General features: G+C 76.1%; 25 protein-coding genes and 1 pseudogene. 8 read left to right on the forward strand and 18 right to left on the reverse strand.

Annotated features, from left to right (window positions below; translation table 11 throughout):
• Nucleotides 1-45: 45 nt before the first annotated feature.
• The 10 genes from V9U69_RS06960 to V9U69_RS07005 all read right to left on the reverse strand — a co-directional run bounded on the left by V9U69_RS06960 (nt 46) and on the right by V9U69_RS07005 (nt 10,315).
• Nucleotides 46-423 carry an FKBP-type peptidyl-prolyl cis-trans isomerase gene (locus V9U69_RS06960; protein WP_337060721.1) on the reverse strand — a complete coding sequence of 126 codons (378 nt, stop codon included), beginning with the start codon at nt 421-423 and terminating at the stop codon, nt 46-48.
• Nucleotides 424-454: 31 nt separating this feature from the next.
• A complete protein-coding gene (locus V9U69_RS06965) occupies nt 455-1,441 on the reverse strand; it encodes an FKBP-type peptidyl-prolyl cis-trans isomerase (protein WP_337060723.1) in 987 nt (328 codons plus the stop codon).
• 128 nt (nt 1,442-1,569) lie between these two features.
• Nucleotides 1,570-2,931 (reverse strand): Pup--protein ligase, encoded by a 1,362-nt coding sequence (gene pafA, locus V9U69_RS06970; RefSeq protein ID WP_337060724.1) that lies wholly within the window; start codon nt 2,929-2,931, stop codon nt 1,570-1,572.
• 101 nt (nt 2,932-3,032) lie between these two features.
• On the reverse strand, nt 3,033-3,821 hold the full coding sequence (gene prcA, locus V9U69_RS06975) for a proteasome subunit alpha (protein WP_337060726.1): 789 nt from the start codon (nt 3,819-3,821) through the stop codon (nt 3,033-3,035).
• Nucleotides 3,818-4,732, reverse strand: a complete 915-nt coding sequence (gene prcB / locus V9U69_RS06980; RefSeq protein WP_337060727.1) for a proteasome subunit beta — start codon at nt 4,730-4,732, stop codon at nt 3,818-3,820. Before prcB ends, prcA begins: the two co-directional genes overlap by 4 nt.
• A 103-nt stretch (nt 4,733-4,835) precedes the next feature.
• Entirely contained in the window at nt 4,836-5,033 is a 198-nt protein-coding gene (locus tag V9U69_RS06985; protein ID WP_337060729.1) for a ubiquitin-like protein Pup, read from the reverse strand.
• Between the two features lie 111 nt (nt 5,034-5,144).
• Nucleotides 5,145-6,785 (reverse strand): depupylase/deamidase Dop, encoded by a 1,641-nt coding sequence (gene dop, locus V9U69_RS06990; protein WP_337060731.1) that lies wholly within the window; start codon nt 6,783-6,785, stop codon nt 5,145-5,147.
• 79 nt (nt 6,786-6,864) lie between these two features.
• Nucleotides 6,865-8,061 carry an ABC transporter permease gene (locus tag V9U69_RS06995; protein WP_337060733.1) on the reverse strand — a complete coding sequence of 399 codons (1,197 nt, stop codon included), beginning with the start codon at nt 8,059-8,061 and terminating at the stop codon, nt 6,865-6,867.
• Complete coding sequence (locus V9U69_RS07000) at nt 8,058-8,783, reverse strand: ABC transporter ATP-binding protein (RefSeq protein WP_442907648.1); 726 nt, start codon at nt 8,781-8,783, stop codon at nt 8,058-8,060. Before V9U69_RS07000 ends, V9U69_RS06995 begins: the two co-directional genes overlap by 4 nt.
• A gap of 107 nt (nt 8,784-8,890) precedes the next feature.
• Complete coding sequence (locus tag V9U69_RS07005; RefSeq protein WP_337060735.1) at nt 8,891-10,315, reverse strand: efflux RND transporter periplasmic adaptor subunit; 1,425 nt, start codon at nt 10,313-10,315, stop codon at nt 8,891-8,893.
• A gap of 167 nt (nt 10,316-10,482) precedes the next feature.
• On the opposite strand from V9U69_RS07005, the gene V9U69_RS07010 reads away from it, so the two are divergent.
• A complete protein-coding gene (locus tag V9U69_RS07010) occupies nt 10,483-11,082 on the forward strand; it encodes an NUDIX hydrolase (RefSeq protein ID WP_337060736.1) in 600 nt (199 codons plus the stop codon).
• A gap of 70 nt (nt 11,083-11,152) precedes the next feature.
• Here the strand turns inward: V9U69_RS07010 and arc are convergent, their stop codons facing one another.
• Entirely contained in the window at nt 11,153-12,835 is a 1,683-nt protein-coding gene (arc, locus tag V9U69_RS07015) for a proteasome ATPase (RefSeq protein WP_337060738.1), read from the reverse strand.
• A 205-nt stretch (nt 12,836-13,040) separates the two neighbouring features.
• Here arc and V9U69_RS07020 point away from each other — a divergent pair, with 205 nt between their 5' ends.
• Nucleotides 13,041-14,237, forward strand: a complete 1,197-nt coding sequence (locus V9U69_RS07020) for a YihY/virulence factor BrkB family protein (protein ID WP_337060739.1) — start codon at nt 13,041-13,043, stop codon at nt 14,235-14,237.
• Here the strand turns inward: V9U69_RS07020 and V9U69_RS07025 are convergent.
• The 3 genes from V9U69_RS07025 to V9U69_RS07035 all read right to left on the reverse strand — a co-directional run bounded on the left by V9U69_RS07025 (nt 14,130) and on the right by V9U69_RS07035 (nt 17,302).
• Complete coding sequence (locus V9U69_RS07025; RefSeq protein WP_442907649.1) at nt 14,130-14,855, reverse strand: metal-dependent hydrolase; 726 nt, start codon at nt 14,853-14,855, stop codon at nt 14,130-14,132. The genes V9U69_RS07020 and V9U69_RS07025 overlap by 108 nt on opposite strands.
• Nucleotides 14,856-14,873: 18 nt before the next feature.
• On the reverse strand, nt 14,874-15,983 hold the full coding sequence (locus V9U69_RS07030) for a tRNA (adenine-N1)-methyltransferase (protein ID WP_442907650.1): 1,110 nt from the start codon (nt 15,981-15,983) through the stop codon (nt 14,874-14,876).
• A gap of 176 nt (nt 15,984-16,159) precedes the next feature.
• A complete protein-coding gene (locus V9U69_RS07035; protein ID WP_337060742.1) occupies nt 16,160-17,302 on the reverse strand; it encodes a site-2 protease family protein in 1,143 nt (380 codons plus the stop codon).
• A gap of 149 nt (nt 17,303-17,451) precedes the next feature.
• On the opposite strand from V9U69_RS07035, the gene V9U69_RS07040 reads away from it, so the two are divergent.
• Both V9U69_RS07040 and V9U69_RS07045 read left to right on the forward strand, forming a co-directional pair.
• Nucleotides 17,452-18,387: a RecB family exonuclease gene (locus tag V9U69_RS07040; RefSeq protein WP_337060744.1), complete on the forward strand. Its 936-nt coding sequence runs from the start codon at nt 17,452-17,454 to the stop codon at nt 18,385-18,387.
• Nucleotides 18,388-18,719: 332 nt separating this feature from the next.
• Nucleotides 18,720-18,944, forward strand: a complete 225-nt coding sequence (locus tag V9U69_RS07045) for a hypothetical protein (RefSeq protein WP_337060746.1) — start codon at nt 18,720-18,722, stop codon at nt 18,942-18,944.
• A gap of 39 nt (nt 18,945-18,983) precedes the next feature.
• Here V9U69_RS07045 and V9U69_RS07050 read toward each other — a convergent pair whose 3' ends face one another.
• A complete protein-coding gene (locus tag V9U69_RS07050; RefSeq protein WP_337060748.1) occupies nt 18,984-19,721 on the reverse strand; it encodes an HAD family hydrolase in 738 nt (245 codons plus the stop codon).
• 25 nt (nt 19,722-19,746) lie between these two features.
• On the opposite strand from V9U69_RS07050, the gene V9U69_RS07055 reads away from it, so the two are divergent.
• From V9U69_RS07055 to V9U69_RS07070, 4 genes are all read left to right on the forward strand, one after another.
• Complete coding sequence (locus V9U69_RS07055) at nt 19,747-20,637, forward strand: PAC2 family protein (RefSeq protein ID WP_337060749.1); 891 nt, start codon at nt 19,747-19,749, stop codon at nt 20,635-20,637.
• A gap of 106 nt (nt 20,638-20,743) precedes the next feature.
• Nucleotides 20,744-21,376 (forward strand): AIM24 family protein, encoded by a 633-nt coding sequence (locus V9U69_RS07060; protein WP_337060751.1) that lies wholly within the window; start codon nt 20,744-20,746, stop codon nt 21,374-21,376.
• Nucleotides 21,373-22,041, forward strand: a complete 669-nt coding sequence (locus V9U69_RS07065; RefSeq protein ID WP_337060753.1) for an AIM24 family protein — start codon at nt 21,373-21,375, stop codon at nt 22,039-22,041. Before V9U69_RS07060 ends, V9U69_RS07065 begins: the two co-directional genes overlap by 4 nt.
• A 17-nt stretch (nt 22,042-22,058) precedes the next feature.
• Complete coding sequence (locus V9U69_RS07070) at nt 22,059-22,826, forward strand: AIM24 family protein (RefSeq protein ID WP_442907651.1); 768 nt, start codon at nt 22,059-22,061, stop codon at nt 22,824-22,826.
• 62 nt (nt 22,827-22,888) lie between these two features.
• Here the strand turns inward: V9U69_RS07070 and V9U69_RS07075 are convergent, their stop codons facing one another.
• The 3 genes and pseudogenes from V9U69_RS07075 to V9U69_RS07085 all read right to left on the reverse strand — a co-directional run.
• Nucleotides 22,889-23,344 (reverse strand): hypothetical protein, encoded by a 456-nt coding sequence (locus tag V9U69_RS07075; protein ID WP_337060757.1) that lies wholly within the window; start codon nt 23,342-23,344, stop codon nt 22,889-22,891.
• 73 nt (nt 23,345-23,417) lie between these two features.
• A complete protein-coding gene (locus V9U69_RS07080) occupies nt 23,418-23,747 on the reverse strand; it encodes a hypothetical protein (RefSeq protein ID WP_337060759.1) in 330 nt (109 codons plus the stop codon).
• Nucleotides 23,747-23,960: pseudogene (locus tag V9U69_RS07085) on the reverse strand (cysteine--1-D-myo-inosityl 2-amino-2-deoxy-alpha-D-glucopyranoside ligase); the annotation flags it as partial. The pseudogene V9U69_RS07085 and the gene V9U69_RS07080, both read right to left, overlap by 1 nt.

Below are 23,960 nucleotides of genomic sequence, written 5' to 3' on the forward strand. Positions count from 1 at the left end.
CCCGGGCCGCCGGTCGGCGGCCCGGGGCGTCACGGGCGGGGAGGGTCAGCTGACGCCGACGAGGTCCACCACGAAGATCAGCGTCTCGCCGGGCTTGATGGCCGCGCCGGCACCGCGGTCGCCGTACCCCAGGTGCGGGGGGATGACGAGGGTGCGGCGCCCGCCCACCCGCATGCCGGCGATGCCCTGGTCCCAGCCGGCGATGACCGTGCCGCGACCCAGGGGGAAGTCCAGCGGCTGACCGCGGTTCCAGGAGGCGTCGAACTCCTCCCCGGTGCTGAAGGCCACGCCGACGTAGTGGGCGCTGACGGTGCTGCCGGGGACGGCCTCGGGACCGTCGCCGACGATGTCGTCGGTGATCCGCAGCTCCGTGGGCGGTTCGCCGCCGGGGAAGTCGACCTCGGGCTTGGTGCGCTCGGTCAAGGGTGCCGCTCCTGTCGGTGGGGGGTGGTGCTCAGTACGCGTCGAGGATGTCCACGACGAACACCAGCGCGCCCGCGGGCTGACCGCCGGTGGGGTTCTCACCGTACGCGTCCTCCGCGGGGATCACGAGGAGCACCCGGCTGCCGACGGTCTGACCGACGATGCCCTCGTCCCAGCCGGCGATGACCTGCCCGGTGCCGATGGTGGTCTCGAACGCCTCGCCGGCGTCCCAGGAGCTCTCGAAGACCTCCCCGTCGGCCAGGGTGGCGCCCACGTACTGCATCTTCACGTGCATGCCGCTGGTGACCTCCGGGCCGGTGCCCCTGATGAGGGTCTGCGCGACGGTGTCGGCGGGCGGGGCGGGGTCCGAGACCGTGATGCCGGTGGGCACGCCCTGCTCGTCCACGTCCACCGAGGGCAGGTTCGCCGGGGCGTCCACGCGCTCGCCGGTGGCCTGGTCGGGGATCAGGCGCACGACGTCGGTGACGAGCACGAACGTGGTGTCGGCGTCCACGCCCTCCTTGCCGAACTGGGCGGCGGCCTCGCCGAAGCCGTCCCCGGGGGCGATGGCGATGGCCAGGCGGTCGCCGACGTGGGCGCCGACCAGGCCGCGGGCGATGCCCTTGGTGACGTCGGCCAGCTCGAAGCGGGCGTCGGTGCCGCCGTAGCTGGAGTCCAGCAGCTCACCGGTGGAGCCGGCGTAGAGGGCGTAGGCGAACTGGACCTCGTCCTGGGCGGTGATCTCCTCGCCGCTGCCCTGGACGACGACCTCGCGGGTGGTCTCCTCCACCGTCAGCGGCGTGGTGATCTGCACCTCGGGGGCGACGGCGGGGTTCGCCTCGCCGGTGACGGTGACCGGCAGGTCGGCGACGGCGGCCGGCTCGACGGTGGTGGCCTGCTCGGTGGCCGAGGCGCTCTGCTCCGCGGCGGTGGGCGCCTCCGGCTCCGAGGCGCAACCGCCCAGGACGACGGCGAGCGCCACGGCGGCGGCGGGCAGGGCGGCGATGCGGCGGGGCACGGCGGGGGTCCTCACGGTCGTGGGATCGGTCTCGGGCACCCTAACCGCGCTCCCTGGACGTCGGCTGGCAGGTCGCCCGGTGCCGGCTGAGGGCGCCGGCCGAGACAGGAGCGCCGGGTACCGGGGTGTCACATGCCGGCGATGAGGCGCTCGACACGGTCGTCGACGGAGCGGAAGGGGTCCTTGCACAGCACGGTGCGCTGGGCCTGGTCGTTGAGCTTCAGGTGCACCCAGTCGACGGTGAAGTCGCGGTGCTTGTCCTGGGCGGCGCGCACGAAGTCGCCGCGCAGCTTGGCGCGGGTGGTCTGCGGGGGCACGGAGAGCGCCTCGAAGACCTCGATGTCGGAGCAGACGCGCTCGGCCATGCCGCGGGCGGCGAGCAGGTAGTGCAGGCCGCGGCCGCGGTGGATGTCGTGGTAGGCCAGGTCCAGGCGGGCGATGCGCGGGCTGGTCAGGTCCAGGCCGTGCTTGGCCATGTAGCGGTCCAGCAGCTTCTTCTTGATGACCCAGTCGACCTCGCGGTCGACGAGGCCGAGGTCGCCGGTGGCCACGGCGCGCAGGGCGCGTTCCCACAGGTCCAGGACGCGCTTGAGGGTGGGGGTGTGCAGGCCGCGGGTCTCGACGAAGTCCTTGGCCTTGGTGAGGTACTCCTCCTGGATCTGCAGGGCGCTGGCCTCGCGGCCGTTGGCCAGGCGCACGGGGCGGCGGCCGGTGGGGTCGTGGCTGATCTCGCGGATGGCGCGGATGGGGTTCTCCAGCGTCATCTCCCGCAGCGGCACGCCCTCCTCCACCATGCGCAGCACCAGGTCGGTGGAGCCGAGCTTGAGCATGGTGGTGGTCTCGGACATGTTGGAGTCGCCGACGATGACGTGCAGGCGGCGGTACTTCTCGGCGTCGGCGTGCGGTTCGTCGCGCGTGTTGATGATGGGGCGCGAGCGGGTGGTGGCGCTGGAGACGCCCTCCCAGATGTGGTCGGCGCGCTGGGACAGCGAGTAGGTGGCGCCGCGGGGGGTCTGCACGACCTTGCCGGCGCCGACGACGAGCTGGCGGGAGACCAGGAACGGGATGAGGACGTCGGACAGGCGCCCGAACTCGCCGTGGCGGGAGACGAGGTAGTTCTCGTGGCAGCCGTAGGAGTTGCCGGCGGAGTCGGTGTTGTTCTTGAAGAGGAACACCTCCCCGGCGATGCCCTCCTCCTCCAGGCGGCGTTCGGCATCGACGAGCAGGCCCTCCAGGGTGCGTTCGCCGGCGCGGTCGTGCACGACGAGCTGGCGCACGTCGTCGCACTCCGGTGAGGCGTACTCGGGGTGGGAGCCGACGTCGAGGTAGAGGCGGGCGCCGTTGCGCAGGAAGACGTTGCTGGAGCGTCCCCAGGAGACGACCTTGCGGAACAAGTACCGGGCCACCTCGTCGGGGGACAGCTTGCGCTGGCCCTCGAACGCGCAGGTGACACCGAACTCGGTCTCCAACCCGAAGATCCGCCGGTCCATCAGGCCACCATAGGTCGCCGACGGCCCGGCAGCGCTGTGAAACGCGCCGCCGGGCCGTCGGGTGTGCCGGCTGGTGCCCCGGCTGGTGATCCGGTGGGGGATCAGGCGGGCGGCTCGGGCGGGGTGTCGGGGCCGGGGGCGGCGGCCCCCTCCCCCGCGCCACCGTCCGCGTCGCCGTCCCCGCCGGTGCCCAGCAGGTCGGCGAGGGCGGGTGCGCCCAGGCGGCGGAAGGTGCGGCGGGTGCGGGCGCGCTCGAGGACGGCGACCTCGAGCTGGTCGGCGGAGATGGCGCGCGGGCCGGAACCGGCGGCGGCCGCGGCGGCGTCGGAACCGAGGGCCTGCACGGCCAGGCGCAGGGCGGCGGGCAGGTCCATGCCCGGCTGCCAGTGCTCGGCGAGGTGGGCGGTGATCTGCTCGGCGGAGCCGCCCATGGCGACGTAACCGTGCTCGTCGGCCACGGAGCCGTCGTACGTCAGCCGGTACACCTGGTCCTGCTCGGGGGTGGCGCCGACCTCGGCGACGACGAGCTCGACCTCGTACGGCTTGGACTCGGTGGTGAAGATGGTGCCCAGGGTCTGCGCGTAGGCGTTGGCCAGGCCGCGGGCGGTGACGTCGTCGCGGTCGTAGGAGTAGCCGCGCAGGTCGGCGTAGCGCACCCCGGCCACGCGCAGGTTCTCGAACTCGTTGTACTTGCCGACGGCGGCGAAGGCGACGCGGTCGTAGATCTCGGAGATCTTGTGCAGGGCCCGGGAGGCGTTCTCGGAGGCGAAGACGATGCCGTCGGTGCAGGCGACGACGACGACCGCGCGGCCGCGGGCGATGCCCTTGCGCGCGAAGTCGGCCTTGTCCTTCATCACCTGCTCGGGCGAGACGTAGAACGGCACGCTCACGCGCGGGCACCTCCCTGCTGCGTGGTGGACTGCTGCGCGGTGGACTGCTGCGTGCCGGCGAGCGGGTTGCCGCCGGGGTTGCCGGTGCGGCCGGCGACGACGTCCTGGACCACCGACGCCAGCTCGTCCTCGCCCAGGCGGCGGAAGCCGTCGGCGGTGACGTGCGCCACCACGGGCCAGATGCGGCGCAGCAGGTCCGGGCCGCCGGTGGCGGAGTCGTCGTCGGCGGCGTCCCAGAGCGCCTCCACGGCCACCCGCACGGCCTCCTGGCCGCTCAGGCCCGGGCGGAAGAGCTTCTTCAGGGCACCGCGGGCGAAGACGGAGCCGGAGCCGACGGCGTGGTGGTCGACCTCCTCGTAGCGGCCGCCGGTGACGTCGTAGCTGACGATGCGCCCGCGCCCCTCGGCCAGGTCGTAGCCGGCGAAGACGGGGACCACGGCCAGGCCCTGCATCGCCAGGCCGAGGTTGCCGCGGATCATCGCGGAGAGGCGGTTCGCCTTGCCCTCGAAGGACATCAGGGCGCCCTCGAGCTTCTCGAAGTGCTCCAGCTCGACCTGGAACAGGCGCACCATCTCGATCGCGAGCCCGGCGGTGCCGGCGATGCCCACGCAGGAGTGGTCGTCGGCGGGGAAGACCTTCTCGATGTCGCGCTGGGCGATGACGTTGCCGGCGGTGGCGCGCCGGTCGCCGGCCATCACCACCCCGTCGGCGCAGACGATCGCCACGATGGTGGTCGCGTGCGGCGGCTGGCCGGCTCCGGGACCGCCCGTCAGCGCGCCGGTGCCGGCAGCGGGCAGGCGCCGGGCACCGGGCAGCACCTCGGGCGCGTGGTCTCGGACGAAGTCGGTGAAGGACGAGGAACCCGGCACGAGGAACGCCGCCGGGAGCCGTCCGCTGGGGTCCTGGCTCACCCGCTCGACCCTACCCGGCGGCCCCCGGGCGCGCCGGGGAGCCGCCGGCGGGCGCGGCGGGCCCGCAGCGCCCACCGCGGCGCCCGGCCCAGCGGCGTGCGGCCTACTGGCCGCCCTTCTGCACGAAGCCGCGCACGAACTCCTCGGAGTTCGACTCCAGGACGTCGTCGATCTCGTCCAGCAGGGCGTCGACCTCGGCGTCGCTCTCCTTGGCCTGGGCCGTGGCCTGCGCCGGCACGGCGGGGGTCTCCTCCGGCTCGTCCTCGCGGCGGCTCGGGCGCTGCTGCTCCTGTCCAGGCATCGCTGGCTCCCCCCTGGTTCCTCACCTCGGCGCCGGCGGCGGCCGGCGTGCTGACGACACTAACCCCGCCGGGCTGCGCGCGCCCCGCTGTCGGGACGGATCGCGCCGCGCTCAGGAGCCGGTGAGGGCGGCGACGAGCTCCTCGGCGGTGGCGCACCGGTCCAGCAGGGCGCCGACGTGCTCGCGGGTGCCGCGCAGCGGCTCCAGGGTGGGCACCCGCTGCAGGGCACCGCGCCCGGGCACGTCGAAGATCACGGAGTCCCAGCTGGCGGCGGCGACGCGGGAGCCGTAGCGGGCCAGGCACTCACCGCGGAAGTACGCGCGGGTGTCCTCCGGCGCGTGGGCCACGGCGTGCTCGACGGCCTCGTCGTCGACGAGGCGGTCGACCTGACCGCGGGCGGCCAGCCGGTGGTACAGGCCCTTCTCCGGGCGCACGTCGGACCACTGCAGGTCCACCGCCTGCAGCCGGTGGCTGTCCCAGCCCAGCCCGTCGCGGGAGCGGTAGCCCTCCAGCAGGCGCAGCTTGGCGACCCAGTCGACCTGGCGGGCGGCGGAGAAGACGTCGCGCTCCAGCCTGCCGAGCACGTCGTCCCACAGCGCCAGGACCTCGCGGGTGTCGGCGTCGGCGTCGGCTCCGGCGCGGTCCTCCACGAACGCGGCCGCCGCCTCGAAGTAGGCGCGCTGCAGCTGCAGCGCGCTCAGGCGCCGCCCGTCGCGCAGCCGCACCAGGTGCGTCAGGCCCGGGTCGTGGGAGACCTCGTGCAGGGCGCGCACCGGTTCGCTCAGCTGCAGGTCGCCGGCCGGGCCGCCGGCGAGCGCCCCGGCCTCCAGCATCTCCAGCACCAGGGAGGTGGTGCCGACCTTCAGCAGGGTGGCGACCTCGCACATGGTGGCGTCGCCGACGATGACGTGCAGGCGCCGGTACTTCTCGGCGGTGGCGTGCGGCTCGTCGCGGGTGTTGATGATGGGCCGCTTCATCGTGGTCTCCAGGCCGACCTCGACCTCGAAGAAGTCCGCGCGCTGGCTGATCTGGAAGCCGGCGGTGGCGGAGTCCTGCCCGATGCCGACGCGCCCGGCGCCGGCGATGACCTGCCGGGAGACGAAGAACGGGACGAGGTGGCGCACCACGTCGCCGAACGGGGTGGCGCGGTCCATCAGGTAGTTCTCGTGGGTGCCGTAGGAGGCGCCCTTGCCGTCGGTGTTGTTCTTGTAGATCGTCACCGGCGTCAGGCCCGGGGTGGCGGCCACGCGGCGCAGCGCCTCCAGCAGGATCCGCTCGCCGGCGCGGTCGTAGCGGACCGCGTCGCGGGGGGTGAGCACCTCCGGGGAGGAGTACTCCGGGTGGGCGTGGTCGACGTAGAAGCGCGCGCCGTTGGTGAGGATGACGTTGGCCGTGGTGGGGTCCTCGACCTCGGCGCCGACCACGTCGGGGGTGCCGGGCGCGGCGCGGCGCCCGCCCCGCTCCCCCGCTGCGCCGCCGCGGTGGCCGTGGGCGTCGCCGCGGGCGGGGGCGTCGGTCAGCTGGGAGGGGTGCGCGGCGGCGCGCTGCAGCTCGAAGCCGCGCGCGTCGCGCAGCGGCGCCTCGTCCTCGTAGTCCCAGCGGGTGCGCAGGCCCGCACCCGTCGAGCCGGTGGTGGGGGCGGCGTAGGCGTTGACGACCTGCGCGGACAGCAGCATCGGGTTGGCGCCGGGGTCCCCGGGCACCGAGATGCCGTACTCGGTCTCCAGGCCGGTCACCCTGCGCACGCTCACGCCCCCGACCCTACGGGGCTGGTGCGCGCACCGCCGGACCGGTCGCGGCCGGCCGGTGCCGCGCGCCCGGCCGGGGGCGTCAGTCGGCGCGCAGCGCGACCACCGGGTCCAGCCGGCCGGCGCGGCGGGCGGGGAAGACGCCGAAGAAGACGCCGACGGCGGCGGAGACGACGAACGCCACCACCGGGCTCCACCACTCCACGCTGGCCGGCAGCGGGGAGAAGCGGTCCACGAGGACGGAACCGGTCAGGCCGATGACGATGCCGATGACACCGCCGACGCTGGTCAGCAGCACCGCCTCGACGAGGAACTGCACGAGCACGTCGCGCTGGCGGGCGCCCAGGGCCTTGCGCAGGCCGATCTCGCGGGTCCGCTCGCGCACGGAGACGAGCATGATGTTGGACACGCCGACGCCGCCGACGAGCAGGGAGATGGCGGCGATCGCGGCGAGCACGGCGGTGAGCAGGCCGAGGATCTCGCCGATGACGCCGAGGATCTGCGTCTGGGTGACGGCGCTGAAGGCCTGGTCGGGGTACTCGGCCTCCAGCGCGGCCCGCAGGTCGTGCGCCAGCTCCGGCACGGCGTCGGCGCCGGGGGCCTTCACGGCGAAGGCGTCCACGCGCTGCAGCCCGAAGAGGCGCTGGGCGACCGTGATGGGCACGTGCACCTCGTTGTCCTGCGAGACGCCGAAGGACTCGCCCTGCTCGGCGAGCACGCCGACGACGCGGAACCGGGTGCCGGCCACGGTGATCTGCCGGCCCACCGCCTCGGCGCCGGGGAAGAGGTTCTCGGCGGTGCGCGAGCCGAGCACGGCCACGCGGCGGCGGGCGTCGACGTCGGTGCCGGTGAAGTACTGCCCGGAGGCGAGCGGGCGGGTGAACACCTCGGGCAGGTTCTCGTCGGTGCCCTGGACGGTGACGAACCGCTCGGCGCCGCCGGCGCGCACCTGGGCGCCGGAGCTGAGGCGGGCGGTGACGGCACCGGGGTCGCCGGTGACCTCGGCGAGGACCTCGGCGTCCTCGCGCTGCAGCGTGGAGGCCGCCGCGGCGCCGGCGGCGAGGTTGTTCGGGTCGAACTCGCCGGGCACGACGAGCACGAGGTTGGAGCCCAGGCCCTCCACCTGGGACTCGATGCGCTCGCGAGCGCCGGCGCCGATGGAGACGACGACGATGACGGCGGCGATGCCGATGACGATGCCCAGGGTGGTCAGCAGGCTGCGCAGCCGGTTGCCGCGCAGGGCGTCCAGCGCGACGCGGAACGCCTCCACCCCCTTCACGCCGTCCCCCCGCCGGTGCGGGCGCCGCTGGTGCTGTCGGTGGCGCTGTCGGTGGCGCTGTCGGTCTCCACGAGGCCGTCGCGCACCCGCACCTGGCGGCGGGCGCGGGCGGCGACCTCGTCGTCGTGGGTGACCAGGACGACGGCCACGCCGCGCTCGGTGTTGAGGTCCTCCAGGATGCGCATGACCTCGGCGCCGTTGCGGGTGTCGAGGTTGCCGGTGGGCTCGTCGGCCAGCAGGATGCGCGGCTCGCCGACCAGGGCGCGGGCGATGGCCACGCGCTGCTGCTCGCCGCCGGACATCTGGGTGGGGCGGTGGGTCAGGCGGTGCCCGAGGTTCACCGCGCGCAGCGACTCGGCGGCGCGCTCGCGGCGCTCGGCGGCCTTGACGCCCCGGTACAGCAGCGGCAGGGCGACGTTGTCCAGGGCGCTGGAGCGCGGCAGCAGCTGGAACGCCTGGAAGACGAACCCGATCTGGCGGTTGCGCAACTCGGCCAGCTCCGCGTCGGACAGCTCGCGCAGGTCGCGCCCGCCGACGCGCAGGGTGCCGGAGGTGGGCCGGTCCAGGCAGCCGAGCAGGTGCATGAGGGTGGACTTGCCCGAGCCGCTGGGGCCGACGATCGCGGCGTACTCGCCGTCGGCGACGGTGAAGCTGACGCCGCGCAGCGCCTGCACCTCACCACCGCCGAAGGAGTAGCTGCGGGTGACGTCGACGGCCTCGATGGCCGGGACCGCCCCGGCGGGGCGGTGCGCGGGGTCGCGGGCGGTGTCGCGGACCGGATCGTGGGCGGGGGCCGGGTCGTGGGCGGGGGCCGGGTGGGCGGCGCGGCTCACGGCAGCTGCTGGCCGGCGCGCACGTCGGCGGCGCCCTCGGTGACGATGCGTTCCCCGGCGCGCAGACCCTCGGTGACCTGCACGGCCTGCTGCCCGCGCACCCCGACGGTGACGTCGCGCCGCTCGGCGACGCCGTCGCGCACCACCCACACCGCGTCGCCGGGCGCGTCGGCACCCTCCGCGGCGGTGCCGGCACCGCCGCGCACGACCGCGGCGGCGGGCACCCGCACCGCGTCGGCCGCCTCGGCCACGACGAGGGAGACGACCGCGGACATGCCCGGCAGCGGGGTGGGTGCCTCGCCGCCGCTGTCGGCGGTGCCGCCGTCGTAGCTCAGGCGCACCGTGTAGGTGACGGCGCCGCCGGTACCGGTGGCGCTGGGGTCCACACCGGTGACGGTGCCGCGGTAGGTGGCGCCCTCGACGGCGTCGACGGCGACCTCGGCGACCTGGCCGGGCTGCACGCGCAGCACGTCGGACTCGTCGACGTCGGCGGTCAGGGTGAGCACGGAGGCGTCGATGACGCTCAGCAGGGGGGCGCCGGCGTTCACGGCGGCTCCGGCGGCCAGGACCGGGGAGCCGGGGGCGCCGGCGGCGCCGAGGTCCTGCCCGGCGGCGGCACCGGCCAGGGCCGACTCGGGCAGCGCGCCGGACTGCAGCAGCGCGGCGGCCCCGGCGGGCAGGGCGGTGCCGGCCGAGCCGGTGCCGGCCAGCGAGACGGTGCCGGTGATGGGCGCGCGCACGGTCAGCGCGTCCACGGTGGCCTGGGCGGCGGCGACCGCGGCGCGGGTCTGCACGCGCTGCGCCTGCCCGAGGGCGGCGACGGCGGCGTCGACGTCGCCGAGGCCGGCGGCGACCTGCTCCACCAGGGCCTGCGTCTGGGCGGCCAGCAGCTCGTACTGGGTGCGCGAGGAGCGCACCGCCGCCAGCGCGGCCTCGCGGGCGACCGCGTCGGGCAGGGCGGCGGCCTGCTGCTCGGCCTGCTCGAAGCGCGCCCGCGCGTCGGCGCGGGCGCGGCGCTGCTGGGCCGCGACCTCGTCGGGGTCGGCCGAGGACGAGGACGAGGAGCCGGCGGCGGCCGCGCGCCGGTCGGCCTCGCGGGCCTGCTCCAGCGCGTCGTGCGCCTGCGGGGAGTCGATGGTGGCCAGCACCTGACCGGCCTGCACCTGCTGGCCGTCGGTGACCTCCAGGGTGGCGACCGTGCCGGTGGCGGGTGCCGTCACGGTGGAGGAGGCGCGCGGCTGCACGGTGCCGGGGGCCTCCACGACCTCGCGCACCGCGCCGGTCTGCACGGCGGCGGTGGCGACGGCCGCCTCCTCCTCCTCGCCGCACCCGGCCAGCAGCAGGACCACGGCGGTGGCCGCGGCGGGCAGCAGCCGCCGCGGGGCGCGCGAGCGGGAGGGAGGCAGCAGGGGGGGACGCACGCGCGTCACCCTAAGCCGTTCGCCCGGGGGTCGTGCGTCCTTCGTGGGGAGTTCCCCGGGCCGTCGGCATCCCCCGATCGGTGGACCCGCAGCTCGCCGTGGGGCGCTGCGCGGCGCCGCGGGCACGTCCGCTCGCGCCCGGCGGGCGCGCCGGTAGCGTCCGGGGCGTGCACGAGCGCAGCGGCCACGAGCCCAGCCGTGAGGTCGGCCCGGGGGTGGGCGCCGGCGGGGAGCGGGTGGCGCTGTACGACCCGTCCGAGCCCGCCGGGCGGGTCACCGGCAGCGCGCCGCGCTCGCGGGTGCGCCGCGAGAACCTGCCGCACGCGGGCACCGGGGTGCTGCTGCGCGACGGGCGCGGGCGGGTGTTCGTGCACCGGCGCACGGACACCAAGGACGTCCACCCCGGCGCCCACGACTGCCTGGCCGGCGGCGTGGTCGGCGCCGGCGAGGACGTCGAGCACGCCGCGCGCCGCGAGCTGGCCGAGGAGCTGGGGGTGCGGGCGGTGGCGCTGCGGCCGGTGCTGCGCCGCTGGTACCGCGACGAGGTGACCCACTACCTGGCGCACGTGTACGAGGCGTGGTGGGACGGGCGGCCGCTGGTGCTGCAGGACAGCGAGGTCGCCGCGGGGTGGTGGGAGCCGGCGCAGCGCCTGCGCGAGCGGCTGGCCGATCCGTCGTGGCCGTTCGTGCCGGACTCGCGGGCGCTGCTGGCGGCCTGGCCGCTCTGGTGGGAGGAGACCGGCGCACCACCTGCCCCCCTGCCGTGACGCACCGCGGGCCCGCACCCGGTCCGGGTGCGGGCCCACGCGCTGCGGCCGGCCGCTGCGGGCGCCGGCGCTACAGGTACTGGCCGGTGTTGGCGACCGTGTCGATGGAGCGGCCCGCCTCGGTGCCCTTCTTGCCCTGCGTGAGGGTGCGGATGAAGACGATCCGCTCGCCCTTCTTGCCGGAGATGCGGGCCCAGTCGTCGGGGTTGGTGGTGTTGGGCAGGTCCTCGTTCTCCTTGAACTCGTCCACGCACGCGCTCATCAGGTGCTCCACCCGCAGACCCCGCTGGCCCAGGGTCAGCAGGTCCTTGATGGCCATCTTCTTGGCGCGGTCGACGATGTTCTGGATCATCGCGCCGGAGTTGAAGTCCTTGTAGTACAGGACCTCCTTGTCGCCGCCGGCGTAGGTGACCTCGAGGAACTCGTTCTCGGGGCCCTCGGTGTACATGCGCTCCACCGTGGCGCGGATCATCGCCTCGACCGCTGCGCGCGGGTCGCCGCCGTTGGCCGCGACGTCCTCGGGGTGCAGGGGCAGGTCCGACGTCAGGTACTTGCCGAAGATCTCCCCGGCGCTCTCCGCGTCGGGGCGCTCGATCTTGATCTTCACGTCGAGGCGGCCGGGGCGCAGGATGGCGGGGTCGATCATGTCCTCGCGGTTGGAGGCGCCGATGACGATGACGTTCTCCAGGCGCTCGACGCCGTCCAGCTCGCTCAGCAGCTGCGGCACGATCGTGGTCTCCACGTCGGAGGAGACGCCCGAGCCGCGGGTGCGGAACAGCGACTCCATCTCGTCGAAGAAGACGACGACGGGGGTGCCCTGGCCGGCCTTCTCCCGGGCGCGGGCGAAGATCAGCCGGATGTGCCGCTCGGTCTCGCCGACGTACTTGTTCAGCAGCTCCGGGCCCTTGATGTTCAGGAAGTAGCTCTTCGCCTGCGTCTGTCCGCGCAGCTCGGCGGCCTTCTTCGCCAGCGAGTTCGCCACCGCCTTGGCGATGAGGGTCTTGCCGCAGCCGGGCGGGCCGTACAGCAGGATGCCCTTCGGCGGGCGCAGGCCGTGCTCGCGGAAGAGGTCCGCGTGCAGGAACGGCAGCTCCACGGCGTCGCGGATCGCCTCGATCTGCGAGCCCAGTCCCCCGATGTCCTCGTAGTGGATGTCGGGGACCTCCTCGAGGACCAGCTCCTCGACCTCGGCCTTGGGGATGCGCTCGAACGCGAAGCCGGAGCGGGTGTCGATGGTCAGGGAGTCGCCCACCCGCAGCGGGCCGTCCACCAGGGGCCCGGCCAGGCGCACGACGCGCTCCTCGTCGGCGCGGGCCAGCACCAGCGCGCGCCCGTCGTCGAGGACCTCCTTGACGGTGGCCAGCTCGCCGGTGCGCTCGTAGTCGCAGGCGGCGACCACGTTCATCGCCTCGTTGACCATGACGTCCTGGCCGGGGCGCAGCGCCGACAGCTCCACGGCGGGGCTGACGGCCACCCGCAGGCGCCGGCCGGCGCTGACCACGTCGGCGGTGCCGTCCCCGACGGCGGCCAGGAACGTGGCGAACTGGGCGGGCGGCTGCCCGAGCCGGTCGACCTCCGCCTTCAGCGAGACGATCTGGTCGCGCGCGTCGCGCAGGGTGGCGGCGAGGCGGTCGTTCTGGGCGTTGACCTGGGCCAGCCGCGAGCGCACGGCTCCGAGCTGCTCCTCCAGCAGCGCGACGTGGCGGGCGTCCCGCTCTCCTCCGCCGCCGAAGCGGCGCTGGGGTTCCGTCATGGCGCGTCCTCCCCCTCGTGGCCCTCCCGGTTCCCCGGTCGGGCGGTGGATGCGCTCGACCCTAACCCGCTGCGGCGCGGCGCGCGCCGTGTCGGCACCCCACCGGGAACGACGGACGGTCACGAGGTGATCACGTTCCGGTTTCGACCGCGGGGGTCGGGGCGCCGGACCTGCGGGCGCGGGCGACTGCCCCCAGGATGTGCGCGTGCCCGACGCACCCGTGCCCGAGACCGAGCGGCGCGGTGGTGCCGTGCCCCGGCTGGACGCCTTCCAGCGCCGGCACCCGGCCGTGGGGTTCCCGCTGGCCGTGGTCTACAAGTTCTTCGAGGACCAGGGCGCCTACCTGGCCGCGCTGATCGCCTACTACGGCCTGCTGGCGCTGGTGCCGCTGCTGCTGCTGCTGTCCACGATCCTGGGCTACGTCCTGTCCGGGGACCCGGGCGCGCAGCAGGCGGTGCTGAACTCGGCGGTGGCGCAGGTGCCCGTCATCGGCGACGAGCTGGGCAGCCCCGAGCGCCTCGGCGGCGGCGCGGCCGGCCTCGTCATCGGTGTCGCCGGCGCCCTGTACGGCGCGACCGGGCTGGGCCTGGCCCTGCAGAACGCGGTCAACGTGGCGTGGGCGGTGCCCCGCAACGAGCGGCCCAACCCGTTCGCCGCTCGCGGACGGGCGCTGCTGCTGCTGGTCACGGCCGGAGGGTTCGTCGTGGGCACCGCGGTGCTCAGCGCGCTCATCAGCGCCTACGTGCCGCCCGGACTGGCCGAGTGGGCCTCGCACGCCGGGGCCGCGGCGCTGGCGGCGGTCGGCTTCGCCGTGGCGTTCCGGCTGGCGGCCGCGCACCGGCCGGACGTGCGCACGATCCTGCCGGGCGCGGTGGCCATGGGGGTGCTGTGGCAGGTGCTGCAGTACTTCGGCCGCGGCATCGTCTCCTCGGTGGCCGAGCGCTCCAGCGTCTCCAACCAGGTCTTCACCGTCGTCCTGGGCGGCATCGCGTTCCTCTTCGTCGCCGCGTGCTGCGTGGTGCTGTGCGTGGAGGCCGACGTGGTGCGGGTGCGGCGGCTGTACCCGCGGGCGCTGCTGACGCCGCTGACCGACGCGGTGGTGCTGACCGACGCCGACCAGCGCGCCTACACCCGCCTGGCGCAGGCGCAGCGGCACAAGGGCTTCGAGCAGGTGCACGTGCGCTTCGGCCGTTCCCCGCTGGAGCAGGTCCACGAGCGCGCGGACGACCCGGGCCACCCCGAGCACCCCGAGCACCCCGAGCACCCCGGTCGCCGGGGCGTGCACCGGCGGCGCTCAGAGCAGCGGGGCCAGCAGCCAGCGGGCCAGCAGGACCGCGGTGAGCGCGACCGCGACCGCGGCGACGGCGTGCTCGACGCGCGCCCCGGTGCGGAACAGCCCTAGGGCGGTGCGCCGGCGCCGCCCGCCCAGCAGCGCGAGCGGCACGGCCAGCGGTCGCGGCACGCCGCCGACGGTGAGCCAGTCGCCGGCCACGTGCACGAGCACGCCGCCGGCCACCGCCCACGGCAGCCACGGCACCCCGGCGGGGTGGCGCTCCAGCACCCACCAGGCCAGGGCGAAGGACAGGACGAGGTTGCCGACCACGGTGGTCTCCACCCGGCCGGGGATGACGAAGTGGCACCCGCGCAGGGCGGCGCCGGTGACGAGCGCCAGCACCGCCAGGGAGCTGACCGGGTGCAGGGCCGCCGCCCACGCCAGGGCCCCGAAGAGGACCGGTGCCAGCAGCGGGTCGTGGGTGCCCCAGCGGTGCCCGCCGGCCAGGCGGCCGACCAGGGAGGCCGCGGTGGTGGTCAGCGGCCCCCACATCTGCGCCACGGTGGAGCCGGTGGGTCGCGGCAGGGCCCGCTTCCAGGAGATGCCGCCCTGGTCGAAGTCGGGCAGCAGCGCGGCACCGCCCCAGGCCGCCACCCAGGCGGCGGTGGCCACCGGGCCGTGCACGGGGGCCAGCGGGAGGGTGGCGGCGCCGGCGGCCAGGCCGGTGCAGGCGTGGCTGTGGGCCATCACGGGTGCGCGGCCGCCTCAGCCCTCGTCCGCGGCGGTGCCCTCGCCGGGGACGTCGGCAGGGACGTCGGCAGGGACGTCGGCAGGGACGTCGGCAGGGACGTCGGCGGGGGCGGGGGCGACGCCGTGGGTGGCCCCGTGCGAGGCGGTGGCGCCGGCGGCGGCCTCCCGGGCGGCCTTGCGGGCCTTGCGGTCGGAGACGGGGCGCTCGCCGTAGCCCTGGCCGTCGGAGAGGGCGTCCGCGCCGGTGCCGGTGTCCGCGCCGGTGTCCGCGCCGGTGTCCTCGCTGTGCGCGCCGGGGGCGGGGCGGCGCTTGCGCAGCGGCGGGGTGACGCCGTCGGCCAGGCGGCGGGTGGTGACCAGGAAGCCGGTGTGCCCGACCATGCGGTGCTGCGGGCGCACCGCCAGGCCCTCCAGGTGCCAGCCGCGCACCATGGACTCCCACGCCTCCGGCTCGGTCCAGCGGCCGGAGGCGCGGGCGGCCTCGGCCACGCGGGAGAGCTGGGTGGCGGTGGCGACGTAGCAGATGAGGACCCCGCCGGGGGCCATCGCGTCGGCGACGGCGTCCAGGCACTCCCAGGGGGCCAGCATGTCCAGCACCGCGCGGTCGGCGCCGGTGCCGGCGGCGCTGTCCAGCCCGGAGGCGGGCAGGGACTCCACGAGGTCGCCGACGGTCAGCCGCCAGGCGGGGTGGGGACCGCCGAAGAAGGTCTCCACGTTGCCGCGGGCGATGTCTGCGAAGTCGGCGCGCCGCTCGAAGGAGTGCACGCGGCCGGCGTCGCCGACGGCGCGCAGCAGCGACATCGTCAGCGCCCCGGAGCCGACGCCGGCCTCGATGACGGTGGCGCCGGGGAACACGTCGGCCATCTGCACGACCTGCCCGGCGTCCTTGGGGTACACCACGGCCGCACCGCGCGGCATGGAGAGCACGAAGTCGGCCAGCAGGGGGCGCAGCACGAGGTACTCCACGCCCGCGGAGTTGGTGATCGTGGTGGCGTCGGGGCGGCCGATGAGCTCGTCGTGCAGGAAGCGCCCGCGGTGGGTGTGGAACTCCTTGCCGGCGGTCAGGGTGATGGTGTGCAGGCGCCCGCGCGGGTCGGTCAGCTGCACCCGCTCCCCCTCGCGCAGCGGGCCGCGGCGGGTGGCGGCGCCGGTGGGCGAGCCGGCGGGTCCGCCGGTGGGGTCCGCGGGCGGGTTCGCGGGCGGGGTGGTGGGGGCGTCGTTCAACGCGGGGTCCTTCCCTGGTGGTGCGCGGTCGTGCGGGTGGTGGTGGTGCGGGTCGTGGCGCGGGCGGGGCGCGCGGTTCAGCGCGCGGTGACGGCGGCGACGACGTCGCCGGTGTGCAGCAGGCCCTCCACGCGCCCGCCGGCGCCGAGGACGACGTGCTCGCCGGGGCGGGCGGCGACCGCGTCGAGCAGCGCCTCGCCGGTCAGGTCGCCCGGCAGCCAGCAGCGCGGCGGCAGCGCCCGGGCGGTGGCGCCGGCGCCGAGCGCGCCGCGCCGCTCCAGCGGCACCCGGCTCAGGGCGGCGGTGTCCACGACGGCCACCGGCACGCCGTCGTCGGTGACGAGGACCACCTCCAGGTCGCGGGTGCTGCCGGCGGTGGCGCCGGCGTCGATGGCCGCGCGGGCGGCGCGCACCACCTCCTCGACGGTGGCGCGGGAGCTGACCGCGATGGCCGGGCGCTGCAGGGCGCGCGCGGACAGCAGCGGCACCCGGCGGCGCTGGGCGGCGAACTGCAGCGCCTGCGAGGCGCCCTGCCACAGCAGCGCGCTGACGAGGCCGGCCCACACCACCTGCGTCAGCGTCGCCTCCCACCCCAGCAGGCGGGGCACGCCGACGGCGGCCACCAGCGTCAGCACGGCGAGCACCCGCCCGGCCCAGGCGGCGGCGACGGTGCCGGCCAGGCGGTCCCCGCGCACCTTCCACACCACCGCCTCCAGGGCGTGGCCGCCGTCCAGCGGCAGGCCCGGCAGCAGGTTGAAGACGGCCAGCAGCAGGTTGGACACGGTCAGGGCGCCCAGCAGCAGCTCCCCCACCCCGACCGGGCCGGGCTGGGCGCGCACCACCTCCCCGGCCTGGTGGGCGGCCAGGGCGACGACGCCGTTGGTGACGGGCCCGACCACGGCGATGAGCAGGCTGCGGCCGGGGCCGACGTCGCCGTCCTGGAAGGTGGTGTGCCCGCCCCAGACGTTCAGGACGATGCCCGACACGCGCAGGCCCGACCACCGGGCGGCCAGGGCGTGGGCGACCTCGTGCAGCAGCACGGAGACCAGCAGCAGCACCGCGTAGGAGAAGGCCACCAGGTAGGCCGCCGGGCCGGGCACCCGCGTCGAGACCACGGGCGCGAAGACCCACACGATGACGGCGGCGAAGAGGAACCACGAGGGCGCGAGCAGCAGCGGGACGCCGAAGGGGCGCCCCAGGCGGATGCCGGCGCCGTTCACCGGGCCTCGCCGGCGGGGCGGTCGGGGACTCGCAGGCTGCGCACCCGCCGATCCTAGGCGGGCGGGACGGGCCGTCCGTCCCGCACCCCGCGGCGCCCGGGCGGCGCGTGCGGGCTCCCCGTGTCGGGGGCGGCACCTAGCCTGCCGTCGTGTCCAGCACCACCACCGACGTGCCCGGCTCCCCCGAGGTGCCCGGCGGGCCCGTCGCCGCCGGACCCGTCCCCGCCGACGCTCCAGCGCCCGGGACGGCCGAGGGCCGCGCGCGGGGCCTGTCGCCGTCCCGGGCGGCGGACTTCCTGCGCTGCCCGCTGCTGTACCGCTTCCGCACGATCGACCGGCTGGAGGAGGCCCCCTCGCCGGCGGCGGTGCGCGGCACCCTCGTGCACGCGGTGCTGGACCGGCTCTTCGACCTGCCGGCCGCCGAGCGCACCCCGGAGGCGGCGTGCGGGATGGTCGAGGACCGGTGGCGGGAGCTGCTGGCCGGTGACGAGCGCCTGGGCGCGCTGTTCGGCGAGGACGACGACGGCCGCGCCGCCCTGGAGCGCTGGCTGGGGCAGGCGCGCTCGCTGCTGCGGCGCTGGTTCGAGCTGGAGGACCCCACCCGGCTGGAGCCGGCCGGCCGGGAGGTGCGGGTGGAGGTGCCGCTGGAGGGCGGCCCGGTGCTGCGCGGGGTGGTGGACCGCCTGGACGTCGCCCCGGGCGGCCAGCTGCGGGTCGTCGACTACAAGACGGGCCGGGCGCCCTCGGACCGCTTCGCGGCGGCCGCCCTGTTCCAGATCCGCTTCTACGCCCTGGTGCTGTGGCGGCTGCGCGGGGTGGTGCCGCGCTCGCTGCAGCTGGTGTACCTCGGCTCGGGCGAGGTGCTGGGGCACAGCCCCGACGAGGACGACCTGCGCGCCACCGAGCGCAAGGTGCGGGCCCTGTGGGAGGCCATCGAGCGCAACCGCGCCAGCGGCGAGTGGCCGGCCACCCCGGGCAGGCTGTGCTCGTGGTGCGACCACAAGGCGCTGTGCCCGGCGTTCGGCGGCACCCCGCCGCCCCTGCCCGGCGACGACGCCGCCCAGGACCCGCCCCGCCGGGGATGACGGTCCGCAGCACCGGTGCGGTCCTGGGGAGGAGCGGCGCGTGGCAGTGATCGCCTGGGCGCTGGCGGCGGCGCACCCGCCGAGCTCCTCAGCGCCGGACGGCGCAGCACCGTGCACGTGAGCCTGGTGGAAGGCCCCGCCGAGGTGGGCGCCCTCTTCCGCGCCGCCTTCGCCGCAGGTACCACCCCCGCTCAGCTCGCTCTGCGGATCACCCCCGGCCACGAGCCCGGCGACGAGGAGGTCGCCGCACAGCGCAACGTCCTGCTCCTCCGCCGGAGCGGGACGCTCCTGCCGTGGACGCCCGCTCGTGTCCGCACCGCCGGGATCAGCTCGTGCAGACAGTGGAGTCCGAGCGCCTGCGGCTGCGGCGGTGGACCGCTGACGACGCCGACTCCGCCCTCGGCGTCCGCCTCCTCGACCGCTTGGAGCGCCGCGTCACCCAGCACGAGGATCACCCCGTGAGCATCCACCACCTGCCGCTGCCCGAGCCGCTGGCGGCCGCCCACCGCCTCGGCTTCGACCAGGGCGATCCGGTGACTGCGGGGCACCCGAGCTGATCGTCCGTGTCAGCAGGAGCGCGTGCTCCCCGGGAGAGCTCAGGCGGCGGTGAGCGAGTCCACGACCTGCCCGGCGGCCACGCGCCCCAGGGCGTCGGCGTCCAGCTCGGCGAGGGAGGCGACGCGGCTGCGGCCCGGGGCGGCGGGGATGGGCACCATGTGCGGGCAGGCGACGACGCGGCAGCCGGCGGCCTCGCCGGAGGCCACACCGGGGGCGGAGTCCTCCAGCACCACGCACGCGCGCGGGTCCACGCCCAGCAGGTGCGCGGCGCGCAGGTACGGGTCGGGGTGGGGCTTGCCGCGCTCCACCTCGTCGCCGGCGACGACGACGGCGAAGGCGCCGGGCACGAGGTCGGCCACGGTGCCCGCCAGGGACCGGTACGACATCGTCACCAGCGCGCACGGCACCCCGCGCTCCCCCAGCGCGCGCAGCAGCTCCAGCGCCCCGGGACGCCACACCACGCTCGCGGAGACCTGGTGCACCACCTCGGCGATCAGCTCGGCGACGATGGCGCCGGGGTCCAGGTGGACCCCGGCCTCGGCGGCCAGGTGCGCGGCCAGCAGGCGCCCGGAGTCGGGCAGGGCGCTGCCGACGAGCTGCAGGGCCTGCTCGTGCGACCAGCTCGCGCCGTGCCGCGCCATGAGGGCGTGCTCGGCGGCGATCCAGTGCGGTTCGGTGTCGACGAGGGTGCCGTCCATGTCCCACAGCACGGCGGCGGGCAGCGCCCGCGGCGGCTGGGGGGTCGGCGCGTCGGGGGTCGGCGTGTCGGTGGGCATCGACCGGTGAGTCTAGGGTTGGAAGGTGCTTGAGCAGCCTGACGACGTGGGGCCGGCGGCGCCGGTGCTGCGCGCCCCCGTGGTGATCGCAGCTTTCGAGGGCTGGAACGACGCCGGGGAGGCGGCCAGCCAGGCGGTCGCGCACCTGCACGAGGTGTGGGGGGCCGTCGAGCTCGCCGAGTTCGACCCGGAGGAGTACCACGACTTCCAGGTCAACCGGCCCACCGTGCACTTCGACGAGGACGGCCGGCGCCGGCTGACGTGGCCGACCACGCGCGTGTCGTACGCGCGCCTGCCCGACTCCTCGCGCGACGTGCTGCTGGTGCGCGGCATCGAGCCGTCGATGCGCTGGCGCACCTACGCCGCCGAGGTCGTCGGTCACGCGCGCGCCGCGGGGGCCAGCATGGTGCTGACGCTGGGGGCGCTGCTGGCGGACGTGCCGCACACGCGGCCGCTGCCGGTGACCAGCAGCAGCGAGGACCCGGACCTGGTGGAGAAGCTGGACATCGAGCCGTCGCGCTACGAGGGGCCCACCGGCATCGTCGGCGTGGTGCAGGACGCGGTGGCGAACGCCGGGATCCCGTCGGTGTCGCTGTGGGCGGCGGTGCCGCACTACGTGGGGCAGCCGCCGTCGCCGAAGGGCACGCTGGCGCTGCTGCACCGGGTGGAGGAGCTGCTGGGCGTGCCGGTGCCGCTGGGCGAGCTGCCGGAGGACGCGCGCGCCTGGGAGCGCGGGGTGGACGAGCTGGCCGGTGAGGACAGCGAGATCGCCGAGTACGTGCAGCAGCTGGAGGAGGCCAAGGACACCGCGGAGCTGCCCGAGGCCAGCGGTGAGGCGATCGCGCGGGAGTTCGAGCGGTACCTGCGCCGCCGGGACGACCCGCCGCGGCGCGACGACGGTCCCCGCCGGGGCTGACCCGCGCGGGGTGCGCGGGGGCCCTGTCGCCGCGATCACGGGCGCGCCATGATGGGGCGGTGAGGAGCCCGGCCACCGGCCGGGCCCGTGCGGGGAGGGTGGTCGGGTGAGCTGGCGGCTGGGGACGCCGCGGGTCCTGGTGGTGGACCTGGACGGCAGCGCGGCGAGCGCGGTGCGCGCGCGCACCGGTGCGATGGTCGCCTACGAGGGCGAGGTGACCTTCAAGCACGCCGGTGCCGGCGGTGGCGGCGGTCTGCGGGCGGCGTTCAAGCAGCGCGTGACCGGGGAGTCGCTGCCGCTGGTGGAGGTCAGCGGCCGCGGCAGCGTGCACTTCGCGGTGGACGCCGGCCACGTGCTGCTGCTGGACCTGGCCGGCCAGGCGCTCAAGGCGGAGTCGGAGAGCCTGCTGTGCCTGTCGGAGGGGTTGCGCACCGACGTGGTGTTCAGCGGGCTGCAGGGCGCCTCCAGCGGTCAGGGGCTGTTCACCACGAGCGTCACCGGGCACGGGCGGGTGGCGCTGGTCTCGCTGGGCGGGCCGCCCATCGCGCTGCGGGTGTCCCCGGGCACACCGCTGGTGGTGGACCCGGACGCCTACGTCGGCGCCCTGGGGGACGTGCGGCAGTCGTTCGTCACGGACGTGTCCTGGCGCAACCTGCTCGGGGAGTCCTCCGGGGAGGCGTTCTCGCTGCGCTTCGAGGGGCAGGGCACCGTGTTCATCCAGCCGGAGGAGCGCTCGTGACGTTCACGACGGTCACCTCGAAGGTGGTGCTGGCGCAGGTCGCCCCGGGCCGGGAGGTGCTGGCGCGCCGCGGCGCGATGCTCGCCGTCACGGGCCGGGTCACCTTCTCCCCCGTGGCTGGCGGCCCGGGCGGCGGCGCCTACGGCGGTGGGCTGGCGGCGTCGCTGGCGCGCGGGCTGCAGGGCGAGGCGGTGGCGCTGATGGTCGCCGAGGGCACCGGCACCGTGCACTACGGCTTCCGCGGCCACCACGTCACCGTGATCGAGCTGGACGGTTCGCGGCCGCTGTCGGTGGAGGCCGACCGGTTGCTGGCGCACGACGCGTCGCTGTCCAGCTCGGTGGTGTTCCTCGGTCAGCAGGGCGGCCTGCGCGGTGCGGTGCGCGGCGCGGTGACGGGGCAGGGGTTGTTCACCACCCAGCTGTCCGGGCGCGGCTCGGTGGCGGTGCTCAGCCACGGCGGCACGTTCGCGCTGCCGGTGGGCGCCGGCCGTCAGGTGGTGGTGGACCCGCAGGCGTACGTCGCGCACGAGGGCGACCTGCGCGTGGAGGTCACCGCGGCCGTGTCGTGGCGCGACGCGGTCGGGCGCGGTTCGGGCGAGGCGGTGCAGCTGCGGGTGTCCGGGGAGGGCACCGTGCACGTGCAGGCCAGCGAGGAGAAGCTGTGAGCGCTGCTGGAGGAGCCGTGGGCGTGGAACCGCTGGACCCGGCCACGCTGCCGGAGCACGACAACCTGCCCGGCAACGCGTACGCGTACTGCGTGCGGCTGACGGGGCCGCTGTTCGTGCAGACCGGCCGGATGATCGCCCACTACCCTGCCGGTGGCGGCGCGATCCGCTTCGAGCCGCTGACGGCGACGTCGCTGGGGTCGATGGTCGCCGAGCGGTTCTCCTCGCCGCTGTACAGCCGCGACTGGGTCGTGGCGAACGGCCAGGGGCACGTGATCCTCGGCGACCGCGGGTACGACATCAACTCCTACGACCTCGACGACGGCAACCTCACGGTGCGGGCGGCGAACCTGCTGGCCTTCGACGCCGGGCTGGAGCTGAAGGAGTCGATCGTCCCGGGGTTCCTGACCCTGCTGGGCACGGGGAAGTTCCTGGCCAGCTCCTCCGGCCCGGTGATCTTCGTGGAGCCCCCGGTGCGGGTGGACCCCGAGGCGCTGGTGGGCTGGGCGGACTGCCCCGCCCCGGCGCAGCACTTCGACGCCGGCTGGATGGGGCACTTCCTCGGCGCCGCGCGCGGGGCGCTGTTCGGCACCCGTTCCGGCGAGGAGCGCCAGTACGACTTCACCGGTGCCGGCACGGTGCTGCTGCAGAGCTCCGAGCGCGTCCTGGAGGACCCGCACGTCCTGCAGCGCCTGGAGGGTGAGGTGCGCCAGCTGGGCACCGGGCAGCTGCAGCGCCTCGGCTCCGTGGTGCAGCAGGAGATCGCCCAGCGCCAGCAGGGCTGAGGGCCGGCAGAGCTGCGGCCGCGGGGCGCGCCCCGGCCGGGGTGGTGACCCGGCTCCCCCGGTCAAGGGCGAGTGAGCCGGCGCACCTGCCACAGCGCCACGGCGGCACCGGCCGCGCCGAAACCCGTCGCGCCGGCGCCGCCCAGGCCGGCCGCGCCCTGCACCGCGCCCACCAGGACCGTGCCCAGCGCCCCGAGGACCCCGGCCGCGACGGCGGCGGCCAGGCTGGTGCCCCACCGGTGCTCCCACCCCCGGCGGGCGGCCAGGCCGAGCACCAGCAGGGCGCCCAGGGCGGCGACGAGGCCGACGAGCGAGCCGACGAACGCTCCGAGCACTCCCAGGAGGACGACCAGGTCGCGTCCCAGGGCGGTGGAGACCCCCAGCAGCAGGCAGCCCGCACCCCCCAGCGCGGCACCGCACACCGCACCGCGCAGCAGTCCGGAGCCGAAATCGTCCTCGTGCCCCCGTCGCGGGCGGGTGAGCGGTCGGGCCAGTGCGGAGGCGGGGTGGTGGGCCACGCGACGAGCATGGCGGCTCCCGCCCACCGGGTCCAGGGGCCGCCCCGGTCGCGCGGACCCGCCCCAGCGGGCCTCAGCCGGTGCCGGTGCGGCGCGAGCGCTGGTAGTCCGTCCAGGCGCTCGTGCAGGCCGGGCAGCGGCAGCCGAGGTTGCGGTACCCGTTGGCCGAACCGTGCCGCGGGTCGGCGGGGTCCGCGCGGAAGGCCGCCGCCGACTCCGGTCCGGAGCGGCGCGCGCTGACGCCCACGCCCAGCTCGGCGCGCCAGGCGCGCACTGTGGGGTGGGAAACGCCCAGGGCCCGGCCGGCCTCCTGCTGGGTCAGGTGCGCGGTGGCCTCGACGGCCTCGCGCCAGGTGGCGTGCCCGGCCCGGCGGGCCACCTCCTCGCGGTCGTGGCGGGGCATCAGGGCAGCCGCACGCCCAGCAGGGCGGTGACGGTGCGACGCACCAGGTCCGGGGACGTGGTGTCCGTCCCCTGCCCGGCGAGCGCCGCGTCCGCCCAGGCGTCGACGGCGGCCACCGCGCCGGGGGCGTCGAGGTCGTCGGCGAGGCGCTCGCGCACCTGCGCGAGGACGGCGCCGCCGTCCGGGCCCGCGGGCAGGGCGGCGGCGGGGGGG

Origin of the sequence: Kineococcus sp. G2 (assembly GCF_037154035.1) — a bacterium.
In the GTDB taxonomy this organism is placed as follows: Bacteria; Actinomycetota; Actinomycetes; order Actinomycetales; family Kineococcaceae; genus Kineococcus.

Coding starts and splice junctions, on each gene's coding strand:
- pafA (WP_337060724.1), bottom strand. CDS start 2,931: ATGGACCGGCGGATCTTCGGGTTGGAGACCGAGTTCGGTGTCACCTGC.
- V9U69_RS06985 (WP_337060729.1), bottom strand. CDS start 5,033: ATGCCTGGACAGGAGCAGCAGCGCCCGAGCCGCCGCGAGGACGAGCCG.
- arc (WP_337060738.1), bottom strand. CDS start 12,835: ATGACGGAACCCCAGCGCCGCTTCGGCGGCGGAGGAGAGCGGGACGCC.
- V9U69_RS07025 (WP_442907649.1), bottom strand. CDS start 14,855: ATGGCCCACAGCCACGCCTGCACCGGCCTGGCCGCCGGCGCCGCCACC.
- V9U69_RS07050 (WP_337060748.1), bottom strand. CDS start 19,721: ATGCCCACCGACACGCCGACCCCCGACGCGCCGACCCCCCAGCCGCCG.
- V9U69_RS07080 (WP_337060759.1), bottom strand. CDS start 23,747: ATGCCCCGCCACGACCGCGAGGAGGTGGCCCGCCGGGCCGGGCACGCC.